Source organism: Streptomyces longisporoflavus, from assembly GCF_014649775.1.
In the GTDB taxonomy this organism is placed as follows: domain Bacteria; phylum Actinomycetota; class Actinomycetes; order Streptomycetales; family Streptomycetaceae; genus Streptomyces; species Streptomyces longisporoflavus.
Window position 1 is genome coordinate 1 of the sequence record NZ_BMTR01000029.1, and the last position, 21,011, is coordinate 21,011.

Here is a 21,011-nt window from a genome sequence, read left to right on the forward strand (position 1 = left end):
AGCGGCAGCCGGTCCAGCATCACCAGGACCGAGGGCACCATGAACTCCGGCAGCCGCCCCGCCGCGAAACGCCGCAACTCCCTCGGCGACACACCGGCGGTGAGGTCGACGTCGAGCTGGCCGAGGCTTTCGACGGTGCCGATGCCGCCCTCCATGCCGACGGGCACGACATAGCCCACCAACTGCTTGATGCCCCGGCCCGTGCGGGTGACGACGACGGCCTGGGACACGCCGGGGTGCGCGGTCAGCGCCGCCTCGACCTCGCCCGGTTCGATGCGGAAGCCGCGCACCTTCATCTGCGCGTCGTCGCGCCCGGCATACTCCAGTTGTCCCTCGCTGTTCCACCGCGCCAGGTCGCCCGTGCGGTACATCCGTGACCCCGGAGCCCCGTAGGGGTCCGCCACGAACCGCTCCGCGGTCAGAGGCGCACGGCCGTGATAGCCCCGCGCCACATACCCCGCGATGTACAGCTCGCCCACCACGCCCGGAGGCATCGGAGCAAGCCCGGAGCCCAGCACATAGGCCCGCATGTTCCCCAGCGGCGAACCGATCGGCGCGGCGTCCGTGCCGTCCGTGTCGGCGCCGGACGGCACCACGAACGTCGACGCGTAGAAGCTCTCCGTCTGCCCGTACGCGTTGATCACCCGCACGCCCGGAATGGCGTCGCGCACCCGCCGCACCAGTGAGGCGGGCAGCGTCTCGCCCGCGAACACCACCGCGTCGGCGCTGATCTTTCCGCGCGTCTGGTCGAGGAGTTCGGCGAAGACGGACGGCACGGTACTGATCACACCGCCGTTCCAGCCGTCCCGTTCGCCGAGCACCAGCACGTCGCGGACCACCTCGACGGTGCCGCCCGCGCACAGTGTGGTGAAGATTTCGAAGACGGAGACGTCGAAGTTCACCGAGGTGCCGGCGAGGACCCGCGAGCCCGCCTCGATGCCGGCCCGCTCGGCGAGCCGCAGCACGCCGTTGACGACGTTGCGGTGGGTGATGGTCACGCCCTTGGGTGTGCCGGTCGAACCGGAGGTGTACATCACGTACGCCGCGTTGTGCGGCCGCGGCCGCACCGGCGTCCGTCCGGCGTCCGCCGGGAGGGCGCCGCTCGCGACATCGGCGACGAACAGCCGCGGGACGTCGCTTGCGGACAGCACGCCGGCCGACTCGGCGGCCGTCAGGACGAGGGCAGGCCGTGCTTCGGCCAGGATGTGATCCAGACGGGCGCTGGGGTACTTCGGGTCGATCGGCAGATAGGCGGCCCCGGACTTCAGCACGCCAAGGAGCCCCACGAGGAGGTCCGCCGTGCGCGGCAGCGCCACCGCGACCACCGACTCGGGGCGTACTCCACGCCCTGCCAGGGCGCGGGCGACCTGCTCCGCCCGCGTGTTCAGCTCCCCGTACGTCAGCGCCGCACCGTCCGACACCACGGCCACCGCGTCGGGAGTGGCGGCCGCCCGGCGCTCGAAGAGGGCGGGGACCGTCACGTCGGGGGCCGGCACCGTCGTGCCGGTGAACTCGTGCAGCAACATCGCGCGCTCCGCCGGGTCCAGCACGTCCACCGAGCCGACCCGTGCACCGGGATCGGCCACGAACGCGCGGACCACCCGCACGAAGCGGGCGGCGACGGCCTCCACGGTGTTGCGGTCGAAGAGGTCGGTGGCGTACTCCAGCGTGCACCGCATGGACCGCTCGTCGGGGTCGATGCCGAAGTTGAACTCCAGGTCGAACTTGGAGGTCGCGGTCGGAATGGCCTCGAGACGCGCCCGCACCCCCGGCAGGGCGACGTCGACGCGGGAGTCGCCCTGCCAGGTGAACATCACCTGGAACAGCGGGTGGTAGGCCGTGGAGCGCTCCGGGTTCAGTGCCTCGACCAGCCGCTCGAAGGGAGCATCCTGGTTCTCGTAGGCACTCAGCGCCTTGTTCCGCACCCGCTGGAGCACCTGTTCCAGCGTCGGGTTCGCGGCCAGGTCGGTCCGCAGCACCCAGGTGTTGACGAAGAATCCGACCAGGTCGGCCAGTTCGGAGTCCATGCGGCCCGCGACGGTGGAACCCATCGTGATGTCCTCGCCGGCACCCAGATGGTGCAGCAGCACCGCGACGGCCGACTGCATCACCATCGACGGGGTCAGTCCGGGGATGGCCCGGTCGTCGGCCAGGTTCTGTACCGCGGCAACCAGGGCCGGCTCGATCGTGAACTCCACGCTGTCGCCCCGGTGACTGGCGGCGGAGGGCCGCGGCCGGTCCGTGGGCAGCGGCAACTGCTCGGGGGCGCCCGCCAGTTCGCCCTGCCAGTAGCGCAGCTGGGTGGCAAGAACACTGTCCGGGTCGGACTCGTCGCCCAGGAGTTCGCGCTGCCACAGGGTGTAGTCGATGTACTGCACCGACAGTTCCGGCCACTGCGGGGCCTCGCCCGTCAGACGGGCCGCGTACGCGGCGGCCAGGTCGCGTGCCAGCGGCTCCATCGACTGGCCGTCGCTCGCGATGTGGTGCATCACCAGGACCAGTACGTGCTCGTCGGCGGTCCGGCGCAGCAGATGGGCCCGTACGGGTATCTCGGCCGCGAGATCGAAGCGGTGGGCCACCGCCTCGGCGACCGCGCCGGCAAGCTCGGCCGGTGCCACGTCGGTCACGGGCACCGGAAGCAGGATCTGCTCGTCGGGCAGCACCCGCTGGCCCGGCACGCCCGCCTCGTCCTGGCCGAAGACTGTGCGCAGGCTCTCGTGCCGCACGACGACGTCACGCACCGCCGAGGTCAGCGCGGCCACGTCGAGGCGGCCGCTCAGGTGGAGGACGAAGGGAAGGTTGTAGGCCGCGGACGGGCCCTCGAACCGGTCGATGAACCAGAGCCGACGCTGCGCGAAGGACAACGGGATCATGAGTACTTACTCCTATCCATCTTGCGCAGGCGAGGTCGGCTCGATGCCGGGGGCTCTTTCGCAGGGCTCGCAGAGGTGTCCTGCACCCTGCTCGCCAGGTCGGTGATGCGGGGGGTGTCGAAAATGGCCCGCAGGGGCACGTCGGCCCCGAGTTCGGAACGGATCCGGCCGAGGAGGCGGGCGGCCAGGAGGGAATGGCCGCCCAGGGCGAAGAAGTCGTCGTCCAGTCCCACCCGCTCCACGCCGAGGACTTCGCCGTACAGGCGGCACAGGGCTTCTTCCTTCGGCGTCCGGGGTGCGCGGTAGCGGCCGGTGGTGAACTCGGGCTCGGGCAGCGCGGCGCGGTCCAGCTTGCCGTTCGGCATCAGAGGCAGCGCGTCCAGCGGTACGACGGCCGCAGGCACCATGAACTCGGGCAGCCGCGCGGCGGCGTGACCGCGCAGTTCGCCGGGATCGGTGCCGCCCGCCGCGCACGGCACGACATAGGCCACCAACTGCGTGGCCCAGCCCGTGCCGTGTCCGTCCCTGGCGACGACGACGGCCCGGTCGACCCCGGGATGCGCGGTGAGGACCGCCTCGACCTCGGCGGGCTCGACCCGGATGCCCCGGATCTTGACCTGCGCGTCGCCGCGCCCGGCGTACTCCAGATCACCGTCCGCGTTGAAGCGGCCCAGATCCCCGGTGCGGTACATCCGCGTTCCCGGCGGCCCGTACGGGTCGGCGACGAAGCGCTCGGCGGTCAGTGCGCTCCGGCCCCAGTAGCCGCGCCCCACCGAGGCGCCGGCGACGTACAGCTCGCCCGCCGTCCCGGCAGGCACCGGCAGCAGTCCGTCGTCCAGGACGTACACACGGTTGCCCGGCAGCGGGGTGCCGATCGGCGCGTTCGCCGCGGCCGACCACTCGTCCGTCCCGGCGACGGCGAACGTGGTCGCGTAGAAGGTCTCGCTCTGGCCGTAGGCGTTGACGACGCGCACGCCGGGCAGCGCCTCGCGCACCCGGCGCACCAGTGAGGCGGGCAGCGCCTCACCCGCGAACACCACCGCGTCCGCGGTGATCTTGTCGCCCAGCTGGTCGAGGAGTTCCGCGAACGCGGAGGGGACCGTGCTGATGACACCGCCCGACCAACCGCCGCGCTCGCCGGGGACCAGTACGTCCCTGACCACCTCGACGCTGCCGCCGGTGGACAGCGTGGTGAACAGCTCGAACACCGACACGTCGAAGTTGACCGACGTGCCCGCCAGCATGCGGTACCCCGGTGGAATACCGAGCGCGGCCGTGAGACCGGGCAGACAGCCGGTCACGTTGCGGTGGCTGACCGCCACGCCCTTCGGCGTTCCGGTGGACCCGGAGGTGTACATCACGTACGCCACATGGTCCGGCCGCAGGGGCCGCACCCGCTCCCCGTCCCCGAGGCGGCCCGCTCCGCTCCCGTCGGCCGTGATCTCGTCGAGCCCGGCACGGGGAGTGCCGTCGTCGGGAAGCACCGCGGTGCCGGTGGCGGGGTCCGTGAGCACCAGGGCGGGGCGCGCGTCGCGCAGGATGTGCGCGAGGCGCCCGCTCGGGTACTCCGGGTCGATCGGCAGATAGCCCGCGCCGGCCTTCAGCACGCCCAGGAGCGCGACGACCAGGTCGGCGGAGCGCGGCAAGGCCACTGCCACGACGGTCTCGGGACCGGCCCCGCGATCGGCCAGGCCGCGTGCGACGCGGTTCGCCCGCTCGTCGAGTTCGCGGTAGGTCAGCGAGATCTCGCCGTACACCACCGCCACCGCGTCCGGCGTGGCGATCGCCTGCCGCTCGAATGCCTGCGGGATCGTCAGCGCGGGCTCTGGTGCCGGTGTGGCGGCGAACCGGCCGAGCAGCCGCTCCCGTTCGGCCGGCTCCAGGACGTCGACGGTGCCCACGCGCCGGCCGGGGTCCGACGCCAGCTGACGCAGGATCCGGCCGAATCGGGCTCCGATGCGGTCGACCTCGTCGTGGTCGAACACGCTGCGCTGGTACTGCAGTGACAGGCGCAGCCGGTCGGAGTCGGCGAGGGCCATCACGGTCAGCGGGTAGTGCGTGGTGGCGAACGGGCGGATGCCGGTGACCGTGATCCCGGCGGTCCGGCTCGCTTCCTCGATGCCGGATCGGTCGAGGGGGAAGGACTCGAAAGCGACGTAGGTGTCGAACAACGTACTCAGGCCCGTGGCCCGCTGGGTTTCGGTGAGGGGGTGGTGATGGTGGTCCAGGAGCGCGGCCTGCCGGTCCTGGAGCGCGGTCAGGAGTTCGCCGAGGGTGTTGGCGGGGGCGCACCGCACACGTATCGGCACTGTGTTGAGGAACAGGCCGACCATGGAGTCCACCCCGGGCACGGCGGGCGGCCGGCCGGAGACGGTGGCGCCGAACACCACGTCCTGGCGGCCGGTGAGCCGGGCGAGGAGGATCGCCCAGGTGCCTTGGACGACGGCGTTGACCGTGACGCCGAGCTCGGCCGCGCGTCGGGAGAGGACGCGCGCGATGTCGGCGGGCAGCGGCACCTCCACCTGGCCGATGCCCGTGAGGTCCGTGCGGGGCCCGTCGGCGGGCACCAGCAGGGTGGGCTCGTCCAGGCCGGCGAGTTCCCCGGCCCAGGCGGCGGCCGAGGCCTCGTGGTCCTGCCGCGCCAGCCAGCCGAGGAAGTCTCGGTAGTCGTGGACGCGCGGCAGTCCCGCCGCGTCGCCGCCGGCGGCGTAGAGCCGCAGCAGATCCTGTGTCAGGTGCGGCAGTGACCAGCCGTCGAACAGGACGTGGTGGGCGGTCAGGACCAGTTCCGCACGGTCCGCGCCGAGCGTGAGCAGGGAAAGCCGCAGCATCGGCGGGGCCGCGGAGTCGAAGTGGGTGTCCAGGTCCTCGGCGAGGAACCGCTCGAACGCGTCGGCCTGTCCGGGCCCTTCGAGACCGGAGAGGTCGCGGTGGAGCCATGGCAGCGCGACTCCGTCGACCACCAGTTGGAGCTGGTCGCCGTTGTCGTCCGACACGAACGCGGTCCGCAGGGCGGCGTGCCGGTCGAGCAGGGCCTGTCCGGCCGCGCGCATCCGCTCCGGGTCGACGGCTCCGGACAGGTGCAGCGTGTACTGCACCTGATACGCGTCGAACGCGGAGTCGCCCAGTCGCGACTGGAACAGCAGTCCCGACTGGAGTGCGGTCTGCGGCCAGATGTCGGTGAGTCCCGGATAGCGGCGTTCCCAGGTCTCGATGGCGCTCTGGGTCACGGTCACCAGGGGGACGTCCGACGGCGTCAGACCACCCGCGTCGGCCTGTGCGGCATGCCGGGCGAGGCCGGCGAGGGCGTCGCACCACAGGTCGGCGAGCTCGTGCACGTCGTCGGGGGAGAGCACGCCGGCCGGGGCGCCGAAGACGGCGCCGAGGCGGGGTCCTTCCGGGGTGTCGGTGACGGTTGCGTTGATGTCGACCTCGCACAGCGCGGGCATCCGCGGGTCGTGCCCGGCGTCCAGCTCGGCCAGTTCCGCGAAGTCGGCCAGTTCGGCGGTCTGCGTGAAGCCGAGTCCGCGCAGTTCGTCGGGCATGTCGGCGGCGGAGAACCGGCCGAGGTAGTTGAAGCCGATCTGGCCGATGGGATGGTCGCGGAGTACCTCGGCGGTCTGCGGGTTGAGGTAGCGCAGCAGGCCGTAGCCCATGCCCTTGTCGGGGAGGGCGAGGAGCTGCTCCTTGACCGCCTTGACCACGTCATCGGCGGCGGTGCCGCCCGCGAAGGCGTCGTCGATGTCGGCTCCCGCGAGGTCAAGGCGCACCGGGAAGACGCTGGTGAACCAGCCCACGGTGCGGGACAGGTCCGCGCCCGGTGCCACGTCTTCCTCACGGCCGTGTCCTTCGAGCCGGATCAGGGTCGAGGGCTCGTCGACGCCGCGTCGGCGGCGCCACTTCGATACGGCCAGGGCAAGTGCGGCCAGCAGGCCGTCGTTGACCCCGCCGCGGACGGCTGCGGGCAGTGCCGTCAGGACGGCTTCGGTGACCGGGACGGGCAGCAGGACGCGCACCTTCTGCACGGTGGCCATCACGTCCGTGGCGGGATCCAGGCGCCGGGAGCCCAGGACCGGGTCGGGGCCCGCGACCACCGAACGCCACAGCGGCAGTTCCGCGACCCGTGCCGGGGCGGTGGCCGCGTCCGTCAGGGCGTGCACCCAGCGCCGAACCGATGTTGTCGCCGGGGCCGGGGCGGGGTCCGTGTTCGTGTCGTGTCCGGCCCGTACCCGCGCCCACGCCGCGGCGAAGTCGGGCATCAGGATCCGCCACGACACGCCGTCGATCACCATGTGGTGGAACGCGACCAGGAGCCGGCCGGGACCGGCGGACGCCGTGGAGTCGGGTGCAGCCTCCGTGCCGGGGGCGGCGGGCCCCTCGTCCCCGCCGGTGGCACGCGGGTCGAACCACACGAACTGCGCCACCACACCCGCTGCCGGATCCATCCTCCCGGCAGCCGCGTCGAGTTCGTCGACCAGCAGAGGGCGCCAGGACTCCGCGTCCCAGTAACCGGAGCACCCGACGTGCCGGATCAGCGGGTCCACGTCCACCGAGCCCGGCGGCCCGACGTGCAGACCCACGCCCTCGTCCGGTACCCCGGGCTCAGCGTCTTGCCCGCCGGTCACCAGGCGAGCGCGCAGCAGATCATGCCCGTCGATGACCGCGCCGAGCGTCGCGGCCAGGCCGGCCCGGTCGATGCCGTCCGGCAGTTCGAGTACGACAGCCTGGACGAGCCGGTCGAAGCCGGGACCGCGTTCCATGATCCACCGCGCCACCGGCATCAGCGGCATCCATCCGGTGCCGCCGCCCGCCAGCTCGGCGAGTACCGGCCGCGTGTGGGACCCGCGGCGCGCGGCAGCCCCGGCCAGGGCGGCCACGGTCCGCTGCTCGAAGATCTCGCGCGAGCTGATCTGCGTGCCCCGGGCGCGGGCCCGCGACACGATCTGGATGGACTGGATGCTGTCGCCGCCCAGCGCGAAGAAGTCGTCGTCGATGCCGACCCGGTCGAGGCCGAGGACCTCGGCGAACAACCCGGCGAGCAGCTCCTCGCCGGGCGTGCCCGGCGCCCGGTACGCGCCGCCGCCGAACTCCGGCTCCGGCAACGCCGCCCGGTCCAGCTTCCCGTTCGGGGTCAGCGGCAGCTGGTCGAGAACCGTGAAAACCGAGGGCACCATGTACTCGGGCAGGCGGCCCGCGAGGAACCCGCGCAGGTCCCCGGCCCGGAAGCCGGAGCCGATGGCGATACTGCCGCCGGCCGGCCCCCACCCGACGGCTTCGGAGCCGACCGGGACGACATACGCCGCCAGTTGCTTGTTCCCGGCCCCGCCGGAGGTCTCACGGGCGATCACCGCAGCGTGCGCCACGCCGGGGTGGGAGAGGAGCACCACCTCGATCTCGCCGGGCTCGATCCGAAAGCCCCGCACCTTCACCTGGGTGTCGACCCGCCCCTGGTACACCAGTTCGCCGCCGGGGGCCCGCACCACCACGTCGCCGGTCCGGTACATCCGCTCACCGGTGCCGCCGTACGGGCAGGCCACGAAGCGCTCCGCGGACAGCCCGGGCCGGTTCAGATAGCCGCGCGCCACCCCGACACCGGCCAGGTACAGCTCACCGGCCGTCCCCGTGGGGACCGGGCGTAACCGGTCGTCCAGTACGTGGGCGCGCATGTTGTCCATGGAGCGCCCGATGGGGATGCTGTCGCCGACCGGCTCCGCGGGGTCCACCGCATGGCAGACGGCGAAGACCGTGGTCTCCGTGGGCCCGTAACCATTGACGAACTGCGTGTGCGGGCAGGCCTCGACGGCGCGTCGGACGGCACGCGAGGTGAGTCGCTCGCCGCCGATCCAGACGGCCCGCAGCCCGGCCAGGCAACGCGGGTCCTCCTCGGCCAGGAGGTTGAACAGCGAGGTGGTCAGGAAGAGAGCGGTGACGCCGTAGTCGCTCACCAGGTCCGCCAGAACCCCGGGGGTCAGGTCACCGGAAGGGGCCACGACGACCGCGCCACCGCTCAGGAGCGGCACCCAGAGTTCGTAGATCGAGGCGTCGAACGCCAGTGGAGAGTGCAGCAGCAACCGCTCGTGGGCGCCGCCGCGCCAGCAGCGGTCCAGTGCGAGACCCACCACGTCCCGGTGGGTGATGCCGATGCCCTTGGGAACCCCGGTCGAACCGGAGGTGTAGATGACGTACGCGAGATGCTCCGGGTGTACGGACACGGCGAGAGCCGGAGTGCTCTCGTCCGCCTGCGGGGCCGCCTGCCGGGCCGGTACGACCGCCGCGTCCAGTTCGTCGAGTACGAGGCTCGGGCAGGCGGCGGAGGGCAGGCTCGCGGCGGCGGACGAGGAGGTGAGCAGCAGGACCGGCCGCACGTCGCGCAGCATGAACTCCACGCGCTCGGCCGGATAATCCGGGTCCAGGGGCAGATACGTCCCGCCGGCCTTGAGCACCGCGAGGAGGACCGTCACCAGGGCCGCCGAGCGGGGCAGAACCACCCCCACGACCGCTCCGTGGCACACGCCGCGCCGGACCAGTTCCCGCGCCAGCCGCTCCGAGCCGTCGTCGAGCTCCCGGTAGGTCAACGACGTCTCGCCGGCCACCACCGCGACGGCGTCCGGAGTACGGGCAGCCTGTCGCGCAAACACTTCGTGAATCGTCACGTCAGCTACGGCAACTGCTGCCGTCTCATCGAGTTCCTGCAGCGAACGGCGTCGCTCCACCGAATCCAGCACACCATCACCCCCAATTTTGACGAGTGAAACAGGCGCTGCTCGAGTCCCTCTCGATCGTCCGCCTGCCTGTGCGGTGAGGCAGTTGCCGGATGAGGCGGGAGCAGGAGTGCGACCCGGCCAGTTGAGCCGGACGGGGTCGACGTGCTGACACGGTCGCCCGCTCCTCAGCCCGTCGGCCTCACCTCGCATAGCTTTATGAATCGGAGCAAACGAACGCATTCGGGTCGAAGGAGACGACGAACGTGACGGATGTATCGAGCAAGGGCCCCGCGTCGGACGACGGTCGGGAAGTGCTCACCAACCGGCAGGGCCATCCGGTCTACGACAACCAGAACCAGCGCACGGTCGGCTCACGCGGCCCGGCGACGCTGGAGAACTACCAGTTCCTCGAGAAGATCAGCCACTTCGACCGCGAACGCATCCCCGAGCGCGTCGTCCACGCCCGCGGCGTGACGGCCTACGGGTACTTCGAGGCCTACGGCGCTCTCGGTGACGAGCCCATCGCCCGCTTCACCCGCGCCAAGCTCTTCCAGGAGCGCGGCAAGCGCACCGATGTCGCCGTGCGCTTCTCGACGGTCATCGGAGGCCGCGACTCCTCCGAGGCGGCCCGCGACCCCCGTGGCTTCGCGGTCAAGTTCTACACCGAAGACGGCAACTGGGACTTGGTCGGCAACAACCTGGGCGTCTTCTTCATCCGGGACGCGATCAAGTTCCCCGACGTCATCCACGCCCTCAAGCCGGACCCGGTGACGTTCGAGCAGCAGCCGCGGCGCATCTTCGACTTCATGTCGCAGACGCCCGAGTCCATGCACATGCTGGTCAACCTGTTCAGCCCGCGTGGCATCCCCGCCGACTACCGCCACATGCAGGGGTTCGGCGTCAACACGTACAAGTGGGTCAACGAGCAGGGCGAGTCCGTCCTGGTGAAGTACCACTGGATGCCCAAGCAGGGCGTCCGCAGCATGACCGAGGAGGACGCGGCCAACGTACAGGCCGAGGGCCTGGGGCACGCCACCAAGGACCTGTACGAGGCGGTGGGGCGTGGCGAGTACCCGGAGTGGGAGCTGCTCGTGCAGATCATGGAGGACCACGACCACCCGGAGCTGGACTTCGACCCGCTCGACGACACCAAGACCTGGCCCGAGCAGGACTTCCCGCCCAAGCCGGTCGGCCGGATGGTGCTCGACCGGATGCCGGAGAACTACTTCGCGGAGAACGACCAGATCTCGTTCGGCACGGGCGTCCTGGTGGACGGCCTCGACTTCTCCGACGACAAGATGCTGGTCGGCCGCACCTTCTCCTACAGCGACACCCAGCGCTACCGCGTCGGCCCGAACTACCTGCAACTGCCCGTCAACCAGGCCAAGAACGCCGAGGTCCGTACGAACCAGCGTGACGGACTGATGGCGTATCACGTCGACGGCTGCGGCGAGAACCCCATCGTGAACTACGAGCCGTCCATCACCGGCGGCCTGCGGGAGGCCCAGTACCCGACCCACGACGAGGTGGGACCGGAGATCCACGGCCGGCTGACGCGCAAGCGGATTCCGCGCACCAACGACTACCTCCAGGCGGGCCAGCGCTACCTCCTGATGGAGCAGTGGGAGCGCGACGATCTCGTGGCGAACTTCGTCGACCTGCTTTCGCAGTGCGACCGGGCGGTCCAGGAGCGGATGGTGTGGCACTTCCTGCTCGTCGAGAACGAGCTGGGCCTCAAGGTCGGCGAAGGCATCGGCATCGGCCCGAAGGATGTCGCAGGTCTGCGGCCGCTGACCGGCCAGGGCCTGACCGAGGAGGACCGCAAGCGGCTCGCCAACCTGGGCGACAACCCGCCGCGCGACGTCAGCGGTCTGACCATGACGCACTGCGTCCCCGACGAGCGGCACGTCGTGACCCGCTGACTCCGGTGCAGGACTCGCCCGCGTTCACGCCTGGCCCCGCGAGGCCGGCCGCGTACGCGGGCACGATCCGCCCCCGGGGCCCGAAGGCACGAAAGGAATCGGTGAGCATGGCTCGGCACGCGCAACGGACGACATACGCGGTGGCGGCTTCCGGCCAATGGGTCGACGAGGAAGAGGGGCGCCGCCGGCTGCCCGCCGGTGAGGCGCACGCTTGGGAACAGGGCCGCAACGAAACCGTCTGCGGGCTCTCCCTCAGCCGCTCGCAGCTCACCCGCTTCCCGCACGTGCCCTGGACGGACGCCATCCCCGAGTCCGGCGGCGCGGCCGACCGCATCCAGCGGCTGTGCAGGCGGTGCGCCTCCGTGGCCGGACGCACGGGGGCCGATGCCAAGCCTCCGTGGCGACGGGAGAATCCCCGCCCGTGAGCAGGGCACCGGGCCGGGCCCGCCGCCGCCCTCGGCGGCCGTCGCCCCGGCCGCCGAGGCACGCGGCGTGACCGGCATGTTCAGTCCGTCATCCCCGACGTCCACCCGGACAGGGCTTTCCGCTGGGGATCCCCGTCCGGGAGGGGCCGGGAAGCCGGTTGTCGACCTTGCCCTGAATGGCGCGGCGGTCGCGCTCCGTACTCCGGTTCCGCCTCGCCGCGCGAACCGGTCCACCGCGCGAAGGAACTTCCCGAGCGGGTCCTGTCCGTAGCCCGAAGGCGATAAGACCGCTACCCCCAGCCGTCCGTTCCCGCGCGCCGACCCACCGGGGTGCCTCTGGCGTGTGATCGTGCGTGCCCGGACCGGGTGTCCCGCAACCGACCCCGTCAGTCGTGTCCTCCGGGGGCCGGCGGCAGCTCCTCGTCGGGGACGATGTGTACCGCCGCTTCCTCGGCCCCCGCCGCGCCGCCGTCGATTCCCTCGTCCGTGGCGATGACCTCCTTGGTGGTGTCCGGATGGGCGCCCTCGTCCGGGGCCACCAGACGCCCCGCGCGGCTCTCCCCGGACTCCGGGTCGAGGGGCTCGCCCTCACCTCCAGGCAGATCACCGACGCCGTCACCGGCGGGCGGCTCCGTGTCCGGGACCTCCTGCTCGAGACGCTCGTCGAGCGTCTCGCCCTCGTGCTGCTCCTCCGCCGTCGTCCCCGTCTTGGTGACGCCCAGCGGCTTCTCCGGCGGCGAGTAGCCCTCGTCGAGCATGTCGTCGTAACTACGCTCGTCCACCGCGTCCTGGAGGTCCAGCGGGGCGGCGTCCGCCTGCTCCTCGTTGTCGCCGGTGGGCTGGTAGGCGTCGTCCGCCATGTTCTGGTCGCTCATGACTACCTCGCGCTAGGGGTTTCGTGAGATCGCGCTTCGCCCTTAGATCGTCGCGCGTCGGTGCTCGAAGTGCCCGCGGCGGACCCCGCCAAACGCCTCATCAAGAGGTGCGACGACGCGCTTTCGGGGCACTCCCGGGACATGTGTGACAAGCGGCCGCGGGCCCCCGTCCGGCGGGCCGGATGCCCATGGGGGAGGCGGCACAGTGGCTGGTGGCGTGAGTTGGCGCGAGGAGAGAAGAAACGACAAGGGGGGGTGTTCCGAGCCGTGAGCGGTCCGGCTGACCTGTGTTCCTGCACACGCTGCGGGAACTGACCCGTTTGGTGGAAGAACGCCGTCAGTGCCTGTAGGTGTTGTGCTGGGCCGTACCACGGCTTCCCTGCTGTGCGGGCTGGCTACAGGGCCCGGGATGCTGAGCCGTCCTTATCGGTGCCGCCTTCGCCGCCGTGTGGGCCCTGATGTTCCTGCTGCCCAATGTCAGGCCGCGAGGGCGGGTTGCCGCTGGTCTGTCGCGTCGCGTTCTATCTGCCTCCGTACGCGTTCGCAGGCGCGGCTGAGCAGACGGGAGACGTGCATCTGGGAGATGCCGAGTTCTTCGCCGATCTGGGCCTGGGTCATGTCCCGGAAGAAGCGCAGGTACAGGATGCGGCGTTCGCGTTCGGGCAGGCGGGCCAGGAACGGCCGCACCGCCTCGCGGGCGACGACGGTGTCGTAGCGCGGCTCGCTGTGGCCCAGCAGCTCACCCAGTACCGGAGACTCGCCCTCGAAGCCGCCGGCACCGAGCTGGGCGTCCAGCGACACAGCGCGGAAGCTGTCGATGGCCTCCATGCCGGCCAGCACGTCTTCCTCGCTCATCTGGGTGTGCTCGGCGATCTGCGCCAGAGTGGGAAGCCGGTAGCCATTTGCGAGCGAGAGCTCGCGGACGGCGGCCCTGACCTTGTTGCGCAGCTCCTGGATCCGCCGGGGCACGTGCACGCTCCAGGCGTGGTCGCGGAAGTAGCGCTTGACCTCTCCGACAATGGTGGGCACCGCGTAGGGCGCGAAGGGACCCCGGGCCGGATCGTAACGGTCCACGGCCTTGACCAGACCCAGGGCGGCGACCTGCTCCAGGTCCTCGAGCGGCTCCCCGCGGTCGCGGAACTTTCCCGCGAGCCGCCGTGCCATCGGCAGCCACGCCTCGACCAACTCCGCGCCGAGCCGCTGTCGTTCCGCCCCCTCGGGCAGGGCGTGCAGACGCTCGAAGGCGGCGGTGGTGTCCGGGGCGTCCGCGTCTGAGGGGCGGTGTGTTGTCTGTGCGGTCATCTGCGGGCCTCCCGTCGAACTGCTGTGATCCGGCAGCACGGGAGGGCGACGAAACACACCGCAGGACGGCCGTTGTCAGGCGCACTCCCGTGTATGTGCCTAAGCACGTCGAAACGACTACTGACCCTGATCGGCGGGTCTAAACAGGCCGAACGGGCGCAGGTGATCACCATGCGGCGGCAGCGTCTCCGGTGCATCCGCGCAGTGCCGTGACGGGCGGGCCGTGTGGCTACGGCACACCAGCGTGGCTACGGCACATCAGCGAAGTGCCGTCCTCGACCTGCTGATGAGATTGCTGATCCGGCTGCCGATCCGGACCTGTGTGGCTGGCCGGGCGTGTGTGCCGGCGGGCCTGCGGACCCGACGGAAGGGCGGGCGGATGGTCCCGGTGAAATCGGCGGATGCGCGACATGGGGCGCGGTTGCGGGGGTACTTCGCCCACCCGTCCCTCAATGAGGAGGAGGACTGTCGTGACGTTCAATCCGCTCGAACAGCGGGGGATACCCCTGGATCGGCAGTTGCGCAGCTGGCGTGAGCTGAACGTCGATCCGATCGATCCGGATCACTGCGACCCGTACACCCGTTGCCGGGTCATCGCGATGAACGGCATCGAGGTCGAAGCGATCATGTTCAGCCATCAACTGGCCCGCAACACGGTCGCCCCCGAGGTGAAGCAGCAGCTGGCGCGCACCCGCTACATCGAGGCGCAGCAGCAGAAGGTCGTGAACTGGCTGCTGCCGGGGGTGGCCTCGGTCCTTGAGACGACGATCGCCTACGAGCAGGTCGCGGTCGACCTGACGGCGTGGGTGGCGCGGATGGAGCCCGACCCGCAGCTGAAGCAGGCCTACCAGTTCGGTGTGCTGGAGGACTTCGACCACCTGTACCGGTACGCGAACCTCTACGAGATGATCGAGCACCGCAAGGCGGAGTCGATCGTGGAGGGTCTGACCGAGGTGATGCCGGGCAGGCCGACGCGCTTGCACCACCGCGACCCGGTGGACAACGTGCGCCGGCCCTATGCCAGGGACGAGACGCATCCGCTGTCGAAGCTGCACGCCCTGACGATCATGGCGGCGGAGCAGCAGACGATGAACTTCTACATGAACACCGGCCCCACCTACATGGAGCCGATCGCCCGCCAGCTCTACCAGGAGATCGGGCTCATCGAGGAAGAGCACGTCACCCACTACGAGTCCCTGGTGGACCCGGGCGAGACCTGGTGGGAGCAGCTGGTCAACCACGAGTACAACGAGTGCTACCTGTACTACTCCTTCATGGAGCAGGAGAGCGACCCCAAGGTCAGGGCGATCTGGGAGCTGCACCTGAACATGGAGCTGGAGCACCTGCACCTCGCCTGCGACCTGATGCGCCGCCACGACGGACGCGAACCGGAGTCGGTGCTCGCCTCCGAGCTGCCCGATGTGCTGACGTTCGAGCCGAACAAGCGGTACGTGCGCGAGCTGCTGGACACCCAGCTGGACCTGACCACGCTCGGCACCGGCTATGTGCGCGACGCGCATGAGCGGTTCGAGCAGATGCAGGAGCAGATCCACGGCGGCGAGGCACCGCCCAGCGACCGGGTCATGGTCGAACACGGGGCGATGTTCGGCCGCGAGTACCGCGTCCAGACCGAGGGCGACCACCCCGACCCCTCCCAGCGCGAGAAGTGAGGCACCGCAGATGAGCGAACTCACCACCCCGCACGCCGGTGACGACCACGCTGCGGACACCGACGTCGTCAGCCTGCTGATGCGCCAGCACGGCGACATCCGCAACCTGTTCGACGAGGTCGAGGCCGCGGACGGCGAAGAACGCCGGGACGCGTTCCGCCGCCTGGTGCGCCTGCTCGCCGTGCACGAGACGGCAGAGGAGGAGGTCGTCCATCCCTTCGCCCGGCGCGGACTGACCGGCGGCCGGCAGGTCGTCGAAGAGCGGCTCGCCGAGGAGAAGGCCGCCAAGGAGACCCTGGCGGAACTGGACGACTACGACACCGACGACCCGAAGTTCATCCCCCAGCTGCTGAAGCTGCGCAAGGACGTGCAGGAACACGCACGCGCCGAGGAGCGCTACGAGTTCACCCACATCCGCCGCAGCACCGACAGCGCGAACCTCGCCGCGATGGCCAAGGCCGTGAAGGCCGCCGAGGCCATGGCCCCCACTCGCCCCCACCCCGGCGTCGAGTCCGGCACGGCCAACATGGCCATCGGGCCCCTCGCCGCCCTGATGGACCGCACCAAGGACGCCGTCCGCAAAGCCATGGACACGGGCTGACGACTTCCCCGGGGGGCGGGCCGTACACCGGCCCGCCCCTCCGTACGGCTGGCTCCTTGAATCGTGCGTGCGGCGCAGACCGCGGTCTGTCCGGTCTGTCCGTGAGCGGGCAAGACGACGCTGCTTCGCGTCCTGGCGGGCGTCCGGATCTGTACGGGCGCGCGGGTGCGGGGCTCAGGCGTTCGTGCGGTTGCCCTGCCCGTCGCAGGGCAGATCTGCCGCCGCGTGGTGGGCGAGGAAGTCGCGATCGGCCTGGCGTTCCACATCCGTAATGGCGGTGGGCTTGATGTCGATAATGCCCCCGAAGGGACGGTCGACATCGCGGATGATGCACAAGGTGGCGGTGAGGAGTGCGGTGATGACGGTGAGGGTGATGAGCTGTCCGCGGTTGTTCCTGCGGGGGATACACGTTCCGAGGGCCATCACGGTGATGACGAGGGTGGCGAGCAGGAACCAGAAGATCGTGCCGGGAATGCTGGCGGTGGCCTGGGTGAGCCGCTCCTCGCGCTCCTCGGAGCGCTTGTTGTCGGCGGCGACCAGCATGCCGAAGACCGGCTTGCCCTCCACCTCGCGGAACACGCGCCGCAGGTCGGTGGACCAGACGCTCGGCGCCGAGGAGCCGTCGCCGTCGGCCATTGCGGGCCACTCCTGGGCGCGAACGGCGCGGGCGTAGCAGATGGAGTCAGCTTGGATCTTCCCCTTCTGCGTTCCGGGGGCGTACTCGGCAGCTTCGACGAGCTGGTCGACGGCACGGGCTTCGCCGCGTGAAGCGACCTCGGCCTTGCCGTACGACCCGTTGGCCGTTACCAGGACAAAGGCCAGGAGCAGCACGGTCAGTGTCAGCAGTGGACCGACCAGATCCTTGACGGCCATGCCGCTGTCGTCGTCCTCACTCAGGAGCCTGGGACGCAGAAAACGGTTGGCGGCCAGACCCGCCAGCAGGGCCAGGACAGCGACGACGATGATCAGGAGCACGGGGGGCACCTTCGGGTGGGTTCGAGGAGGTCGCCCCCGGCGCGAGGGCGTCGGGATCATGTCCCGTGCCACACATGGTCGGAACAAGAAAAACGTCTCTGCGCCTTCGAACGAGCGGACTTCTTGGGCCGGTAGGCCTCAATCCGTGGCCGGCGCGGCGCGCCTGCTCAGGCAGCCGTACCCGCCCGGGCGGTCAGTGCCTGGAGCTGGAGCTGGAATCGGTCGTGGTCGTCGGTGCGTGCGCCGTTGTCGGTGGTGCGGGTGGCCCACGCCACGTGGCCGTCGGGGCGTACGAGGACTTCCCGCACTCCGTCGAGGTCCGCACGTTCGTCGTACGTGTCGACGGTGACGTGCTGGACGTGCGCGCCCAAGCCCTCCTCGAGGGCCGTTCGAGGGGCCGGGTCTCCGGCCAGCGTGAGCAGAACGAAGCGGCCTTGGTGGAGCAGTTCGTACACCCGTGTCGCCTTCCAGCCGGCTGTGGTCAGGCCGACGTCGGGCATACGCCGCCCCACCAGCGGATCGGCGCCTGGGGCCGCCGGGGGATAGACGGTGCCGAGCGCGGACACCTGATCGGCGAGCCGGCGGTTGACCTCTGTCATGCCCAGCAGTTGGTCGAGGAGCGTGCGCAGGGCGGCGGCCGGACGCTGGTACTGCGCGACCAGCGTGAGTTCCGCCAGCAGTGTCTGGACCTCGGTGTTGTCGGTGACCAGCTGGCCGACCGGCCGGCGCTCCCGGTCGTAGCTGTCCAGCAGCCCGGGCGGGGCCCAGCCGTTGACCCGGGCTGCCAGCTTCCAGCCCAGGTTCATGGCGTCCTGGAGCCCGGTGTTGAGCCCCTGGCCCGCCGCGGGGAAGTGGATGTGGGCGGCGTCGCCCGCCAGCAGGACGCGTCCCGCACGGTAGCTTTCCGCGAGCCGGGTGGCATTGCCGAAGCGCGACAGCCAGCGGGGCTCGCCGATCCCGCAGTCGGAGCCGCAGATGCGGGTGAGCGAGGCACGGAACTCCTCCAGGGTCACCGGCGTCCGGGACGGCACCCGTATCCGCTCCGGATCCATGTAGACGAACCGGGTAATTCCTCCCTCCAGCGGCGCAATGATCACGCCGCGGGCCCGTGCCGCCTCCAGGGCGCCCGGCCGGGCGTCGACGATCGCGAAGTCCCCCAGCACTCCGGTCAGGGTCTCGTCGGTGCCGGGGAAGCCGATCCCCGAGCTCTGCCGCACGACACTGCGTCCGCCGTCGCACCCGACCGCGTACAGGGCGCGCATGGTCTCCGTGGCGCCGCCAGGGCCGCGCACCTGCACCTCGACCCCGCCCGCGTCCTGGCTCACGGCGAGCGTCTCGTATCCGCGCCTGATCTCCACGCCCAGCTCGTGCGCCCGCTCCTCGAGGAGGGCCTCGGTGTGCGCCTGGGCCAGGAAGAGGGTGTAGCCGTGGCGGGAGTCGAGCCCGCTGAAGTCCAGCTGGGTGCGCAGCCCCGCGAAGTGCCAGCCCGGCACGGTCCGGCCGAGCGGCAGGAACCGGTCGAGCAGCCCCCGCTGGTCCAGCAGTTCCACGCTGCGCGGGTGCAAGCTCAGCGCCCGCGAGTCGCGCTGCGGTCGGGTGCGCCGCTCCAGGACCCGGGTTCGTACGCCTGCCAGTGCCAGCTCGCAGGCGAGCATCAGCCCGGTGGGGCCCGCCCCTGCGACGATCACATCGGTGTTCATGGGCGATGCTCTCCCTATTTAGTGAACAGTGTTCACGTGAACGATGTTCACTAGAATAAGCTCCATGAGCTCCCCGTCAACCCCGACCAGAGGCCGGCCCGCACGACTCGACCAGGCCCGCACCATCCAGACCGCACTCGACCTGCTGGACGAGTCCGGTCTCGACGCGCTGACCATGCGCCGGCTCGCCGACGCGTTGGACGTCCGGGCGGGTGCGCTGTACCGCTACTTCGCCACCAAGCAAGACCTCCTCACCGCGATGGCCGAGCGCATGGTCGACGGTGTCGGGGCCGCCGCCGGACTCACGGGCGACGACGACTGGAGCGAGGGAACGGCGCGCCTGGCCCGCGCACTGCGCACGGCCCTGCTCGCCCATCGCGACGGCGCACGCGTCTTCGCCGGCACGCACTCGACCGGACCCAACACCCTGGGCTTCGCCGACAGCCTCGTCGGCGTGCTGCGAGAGGCGGGCTTCGGCGACAGCGAAGCGGCGCGGGCGCTGTACGCGGTGGCCAACTTCACCGTCGGCCACACGCTGGAGGAACAGGCCGCCCTCCGGCCGGGGAACGGGAGGCCCGCCGACGCGGGGGACCTGCGCGAGGCGGTGACGGCAGGCGCGTATCCACACCTTGCCGCCACCCTGCCGGTACTCACCAGCACGGACGTCACGGCGCACTTCGAGTTCGGTCTGCGGCTGCTTTTGGACGGACTGCGTGCTGTGCGGCGCTGAGCGCTTTGGCGACTCCACCTTGGGGCCGGCTCGGTGACGCTGCGCAGGGGTGCACGGACTGCAGCATCGGTACGTCGGTAACCGAGTCACCGTAGGCGTGGCAGGCAAGCTTTCCGGTGATCCGGTGATCCGGTGCAGTTTCCGCGGTCGTCCTCAGCTTCTGATGACTCGGTAGTTCGGCCGAGAAGCTCGCTTCTCGCGGTCACATGCGTCCCGCCCGCCGGGGATTCCAGCAAGGGCCGGCCGCCCGAAATGCGTCCTGTGCAGTCTGCGGGCGCGGTAGCCTCGGCGGATGGTCAACATCAACTTCAGCTCCCCGGTCGGTGTCTGGTGGACCAGCGATCGGTGGCCGATCGCCGACGTGATCGCCCGGGCACGCGAGATCGAGCAACTCGGTTACGGATCGTTGTTCTACGGCGAAGCCGGAGGCAAGGAGACGCTGACCCAAGCCGCTGCTCTGCTGGGCAACACCGAGCGGCTGGTGGTCGGGACGGGCATCGCGAACATCCACGCCCGCAGCGCTCCGGCCAGCGAAGCAGGCGCCCGTACGCTGGGAGCGCTGCACCCGGGCCGGTTCGTGCTCGGACTGGGTGTCAGCCACGCTCCGTTGGTGGAGCACAGCTATGCCGGCTCCTACGAGAAGCCCCTCAGCACCATGCGCGAGTATCTGCGGGTCATGGACGCGGTGCCGGACGAGGTCGAACCGGGAGGGCAGCGCCCGGCCCGGCTCCTTGCCGCGCTGGGCCCGAAGATGATCGAGCTGTCCGCCACGGCTGCCGACGGGGCGCACCCGTACCTGGTGACTCCGGAGCAGACCGCGAGGACGCGCGATCGGGTAGGGGCCGACAAGTGGGTCGTCAGCGAGCAGGCCGTCGCGCTCACCACCGACCGTGAAGACGGTCTGCGCCGGGCACACCAGCACCTGCACATGTACTCGCAGCTGCCGAACTACCGCAGTTCCTGGCTGCGGCAGGGGTTCGATGAGTCCGACGTGGTCGTGGGCGGCTCGGACAAGCTGGCGGATGGCATGGTCGCCATCGGCGACACGCAGGAACTGGTCGCGCGCGTGCAGCAGCACCTGGATGCGGGCGCCGACCACGTGGTCGTACAGGTTCTCGGCGAGGATCCCTCGTCCGACCCGCTGCCCACGCTGCGTGAACTGGCCCCGGCCCTCAACTTGAGCAGCACGTAGCACGGCACGTTCTCCTCGCCCCCTCGGATACGGCCGGCTCGA

The 21,011-nt window shown here is 70.7% G+C and carries 12 protein-coding genes; 6 read left to right on the forward strand and 6 right to left on the reverse strand.

The window, feature by feature from the left end; translation table 11 throughout:
• Together IE226_RS36615 and IE226_RS36620 are read right to left on the reverse strand one after the other, a co-directional pair.
• Positions 1–2,873: non-ribosomal peptide synthetase (locus IE226_RS36615; RefSeq protein ID WP_190085815.1), on the reverse strand; the 2,873-nt coding region annotated here is incomplete at its 3' end.
• The gene (locus IE226_RS36620; RefSeq protein WP_190085816.1) at positions 2,870–9,526 is read right to left on the reverse strand and encodes a non-ribosomal peptide synthetase; all 6,657 of its coding nucleotides are present in this window, start codon (positions 9,524–9,526) and stop codon (positions 2,870–2,872) included. The genes IE226_RS36620 and IE226_RS36615, both read right to left, overlap by 4 nt.
• 314 nt (positions 9,527–9,840) lie before the next feature.
• On the opposite strand from IE226_RS36620, the gene IE226_RS36625 reads away from it, so the two are divergent.
• Positions 9,841–11,499, forward strand: coding sequence for a catalase (locus IE226_RS36625; RefSeq protein ID WP_190085817.1), 1,659 nt, complete (start codon positions 9,841–9,843; stop codon positions 11,497–11,499).
• Positions 11,500–11,606: 107 nt separating this feature from the next.
• Positions 11,607–11,924 carry a hypothetical protein gene (locus tag IE226_RS36630; protein ID WP_190085818.1) on the forward strand — a complete coding sequence of 106 codons (318 nt, stop codon included), beginning with the start codon at positions 11,607–11,609 and terminating at the stop codon, positions 11,922–11,924.
• A gap of 386 nt (positions 11,925–12,310) precedes the next feature.
• On the opposite strand, the gene IE226_RS36635 is transcribed toward IE226_RS36630, so the two are convergent.
• Both IE226_RS36635 and IE226_RS36640 read right to left on the reverse strand, forming a co-directional pair.
• Complete coding sequence (locus IE226_RS36635; RefSeq protein WP_190085819.1) at positions 12,311–12,799, reverse strand: DUF5709 domain-containing protein; 489 nt, start codon at positions 12,797–12,799, stop codon at positions 12,311–12,313.
• 477 nt (positions 12,800–13,276) lie between these two features.
• Positions 13,277–14,101: a SigB/SigF/SigG family RNA polymerase sigma factor gene (locus tag IE226_RS36640; protein WP_190085820.1), complete on the reverse strand. Its 825-nt coding sequence runs from the start codon at positions 14,099–14,101 to the stop codon at positions 13,277–13,279.
• A 470-nt stretch (positions 14,102–14,571) separates the two neighbouring features.
• Here IE226_RS36640 and IE226_RS36645 point away from each other — a divergent pair, with 470 nt between their 5' ends.
• Entirely contained in the window at positions 14,572–15,771 is a 1,200-nt protein-coding gene (locus IE226_RS36645; RefSeq protein ID WP_190085821.1) for a hypothetical protein, read from the forward strand.
• A gap of 10 nt (positions 15,772–15,781) precedes the next feature.
• A complete protein-coding gene (locus tag IE226_RS36650; RefSeq protein ID WP_190085822.1) occupies positions 15,782–16,372 on the forward strand; it encodes a hemerythrin domain-containing protein in 591 nt (196 codons plus the stop codon).
• Positions 16,373–16,546: 174 nt separating this feature from the next.
• Here the strand turns inward: IE226_RS36650 and IE226_RS36655 are convergent, their stop codons facing one another.
• Positions 16,547–17,347 (reverse strand): bestrophin-like domain, encoded by an 801-nt coding sequence (locus IE226_RS36655; protein WP_190085823.1) that lies wholly within the window; start codon positions 17,345–17,347, stop codon positions 16,547–16,549.
• 167 nt (positions 17,348–17,514) lie between these two features.
• Positions 17,515–19,047, reverse strand: coding sequence for a monooxygenase (locus IE226_RS36660; RefSeq protein WP_190085824.1), 1,533 nt, complete (start codon positions 19,045–19,047; stop codon positions 17,515–17,517).
• A 64-nt stretch (positions 19,048–19,111) separates the two neighbouring features.
• Between IE226_RS36660 and IE226_RS36665 the strand changes: the two genes are divergently transcribed.
• Together IE226_RS36665 and IE226_RS36670 are read left to right on the forward strand one after the other, a co-directional pair.
• On the forward strand, positions 19,112–19,777 hold the full coding sequence (locus IE226_RS36665) for a TetR/AcrR family transcriptional regulator (RefSeq protein WP_190085825.1): 666 nt from the start codon (positions 19,112–19,114) through the stop codon (positions 19,775–19,777).
• Positions 19,778–20,069: 292 nt separating this feature from the next.
• Positions 20,070–20,969, forward strand: a complete 900-nt coding sequence (locus IE226_RS36670; RefSeq protein ID WP_190085826.1) for an LLM class F420-dependent oxidoreductase — start codon at positions 20,070–20,072, stop codon at positions 20,967–20,969.
• Positions 20,970–21,011 lie beyond the last annotated feature (42 nt).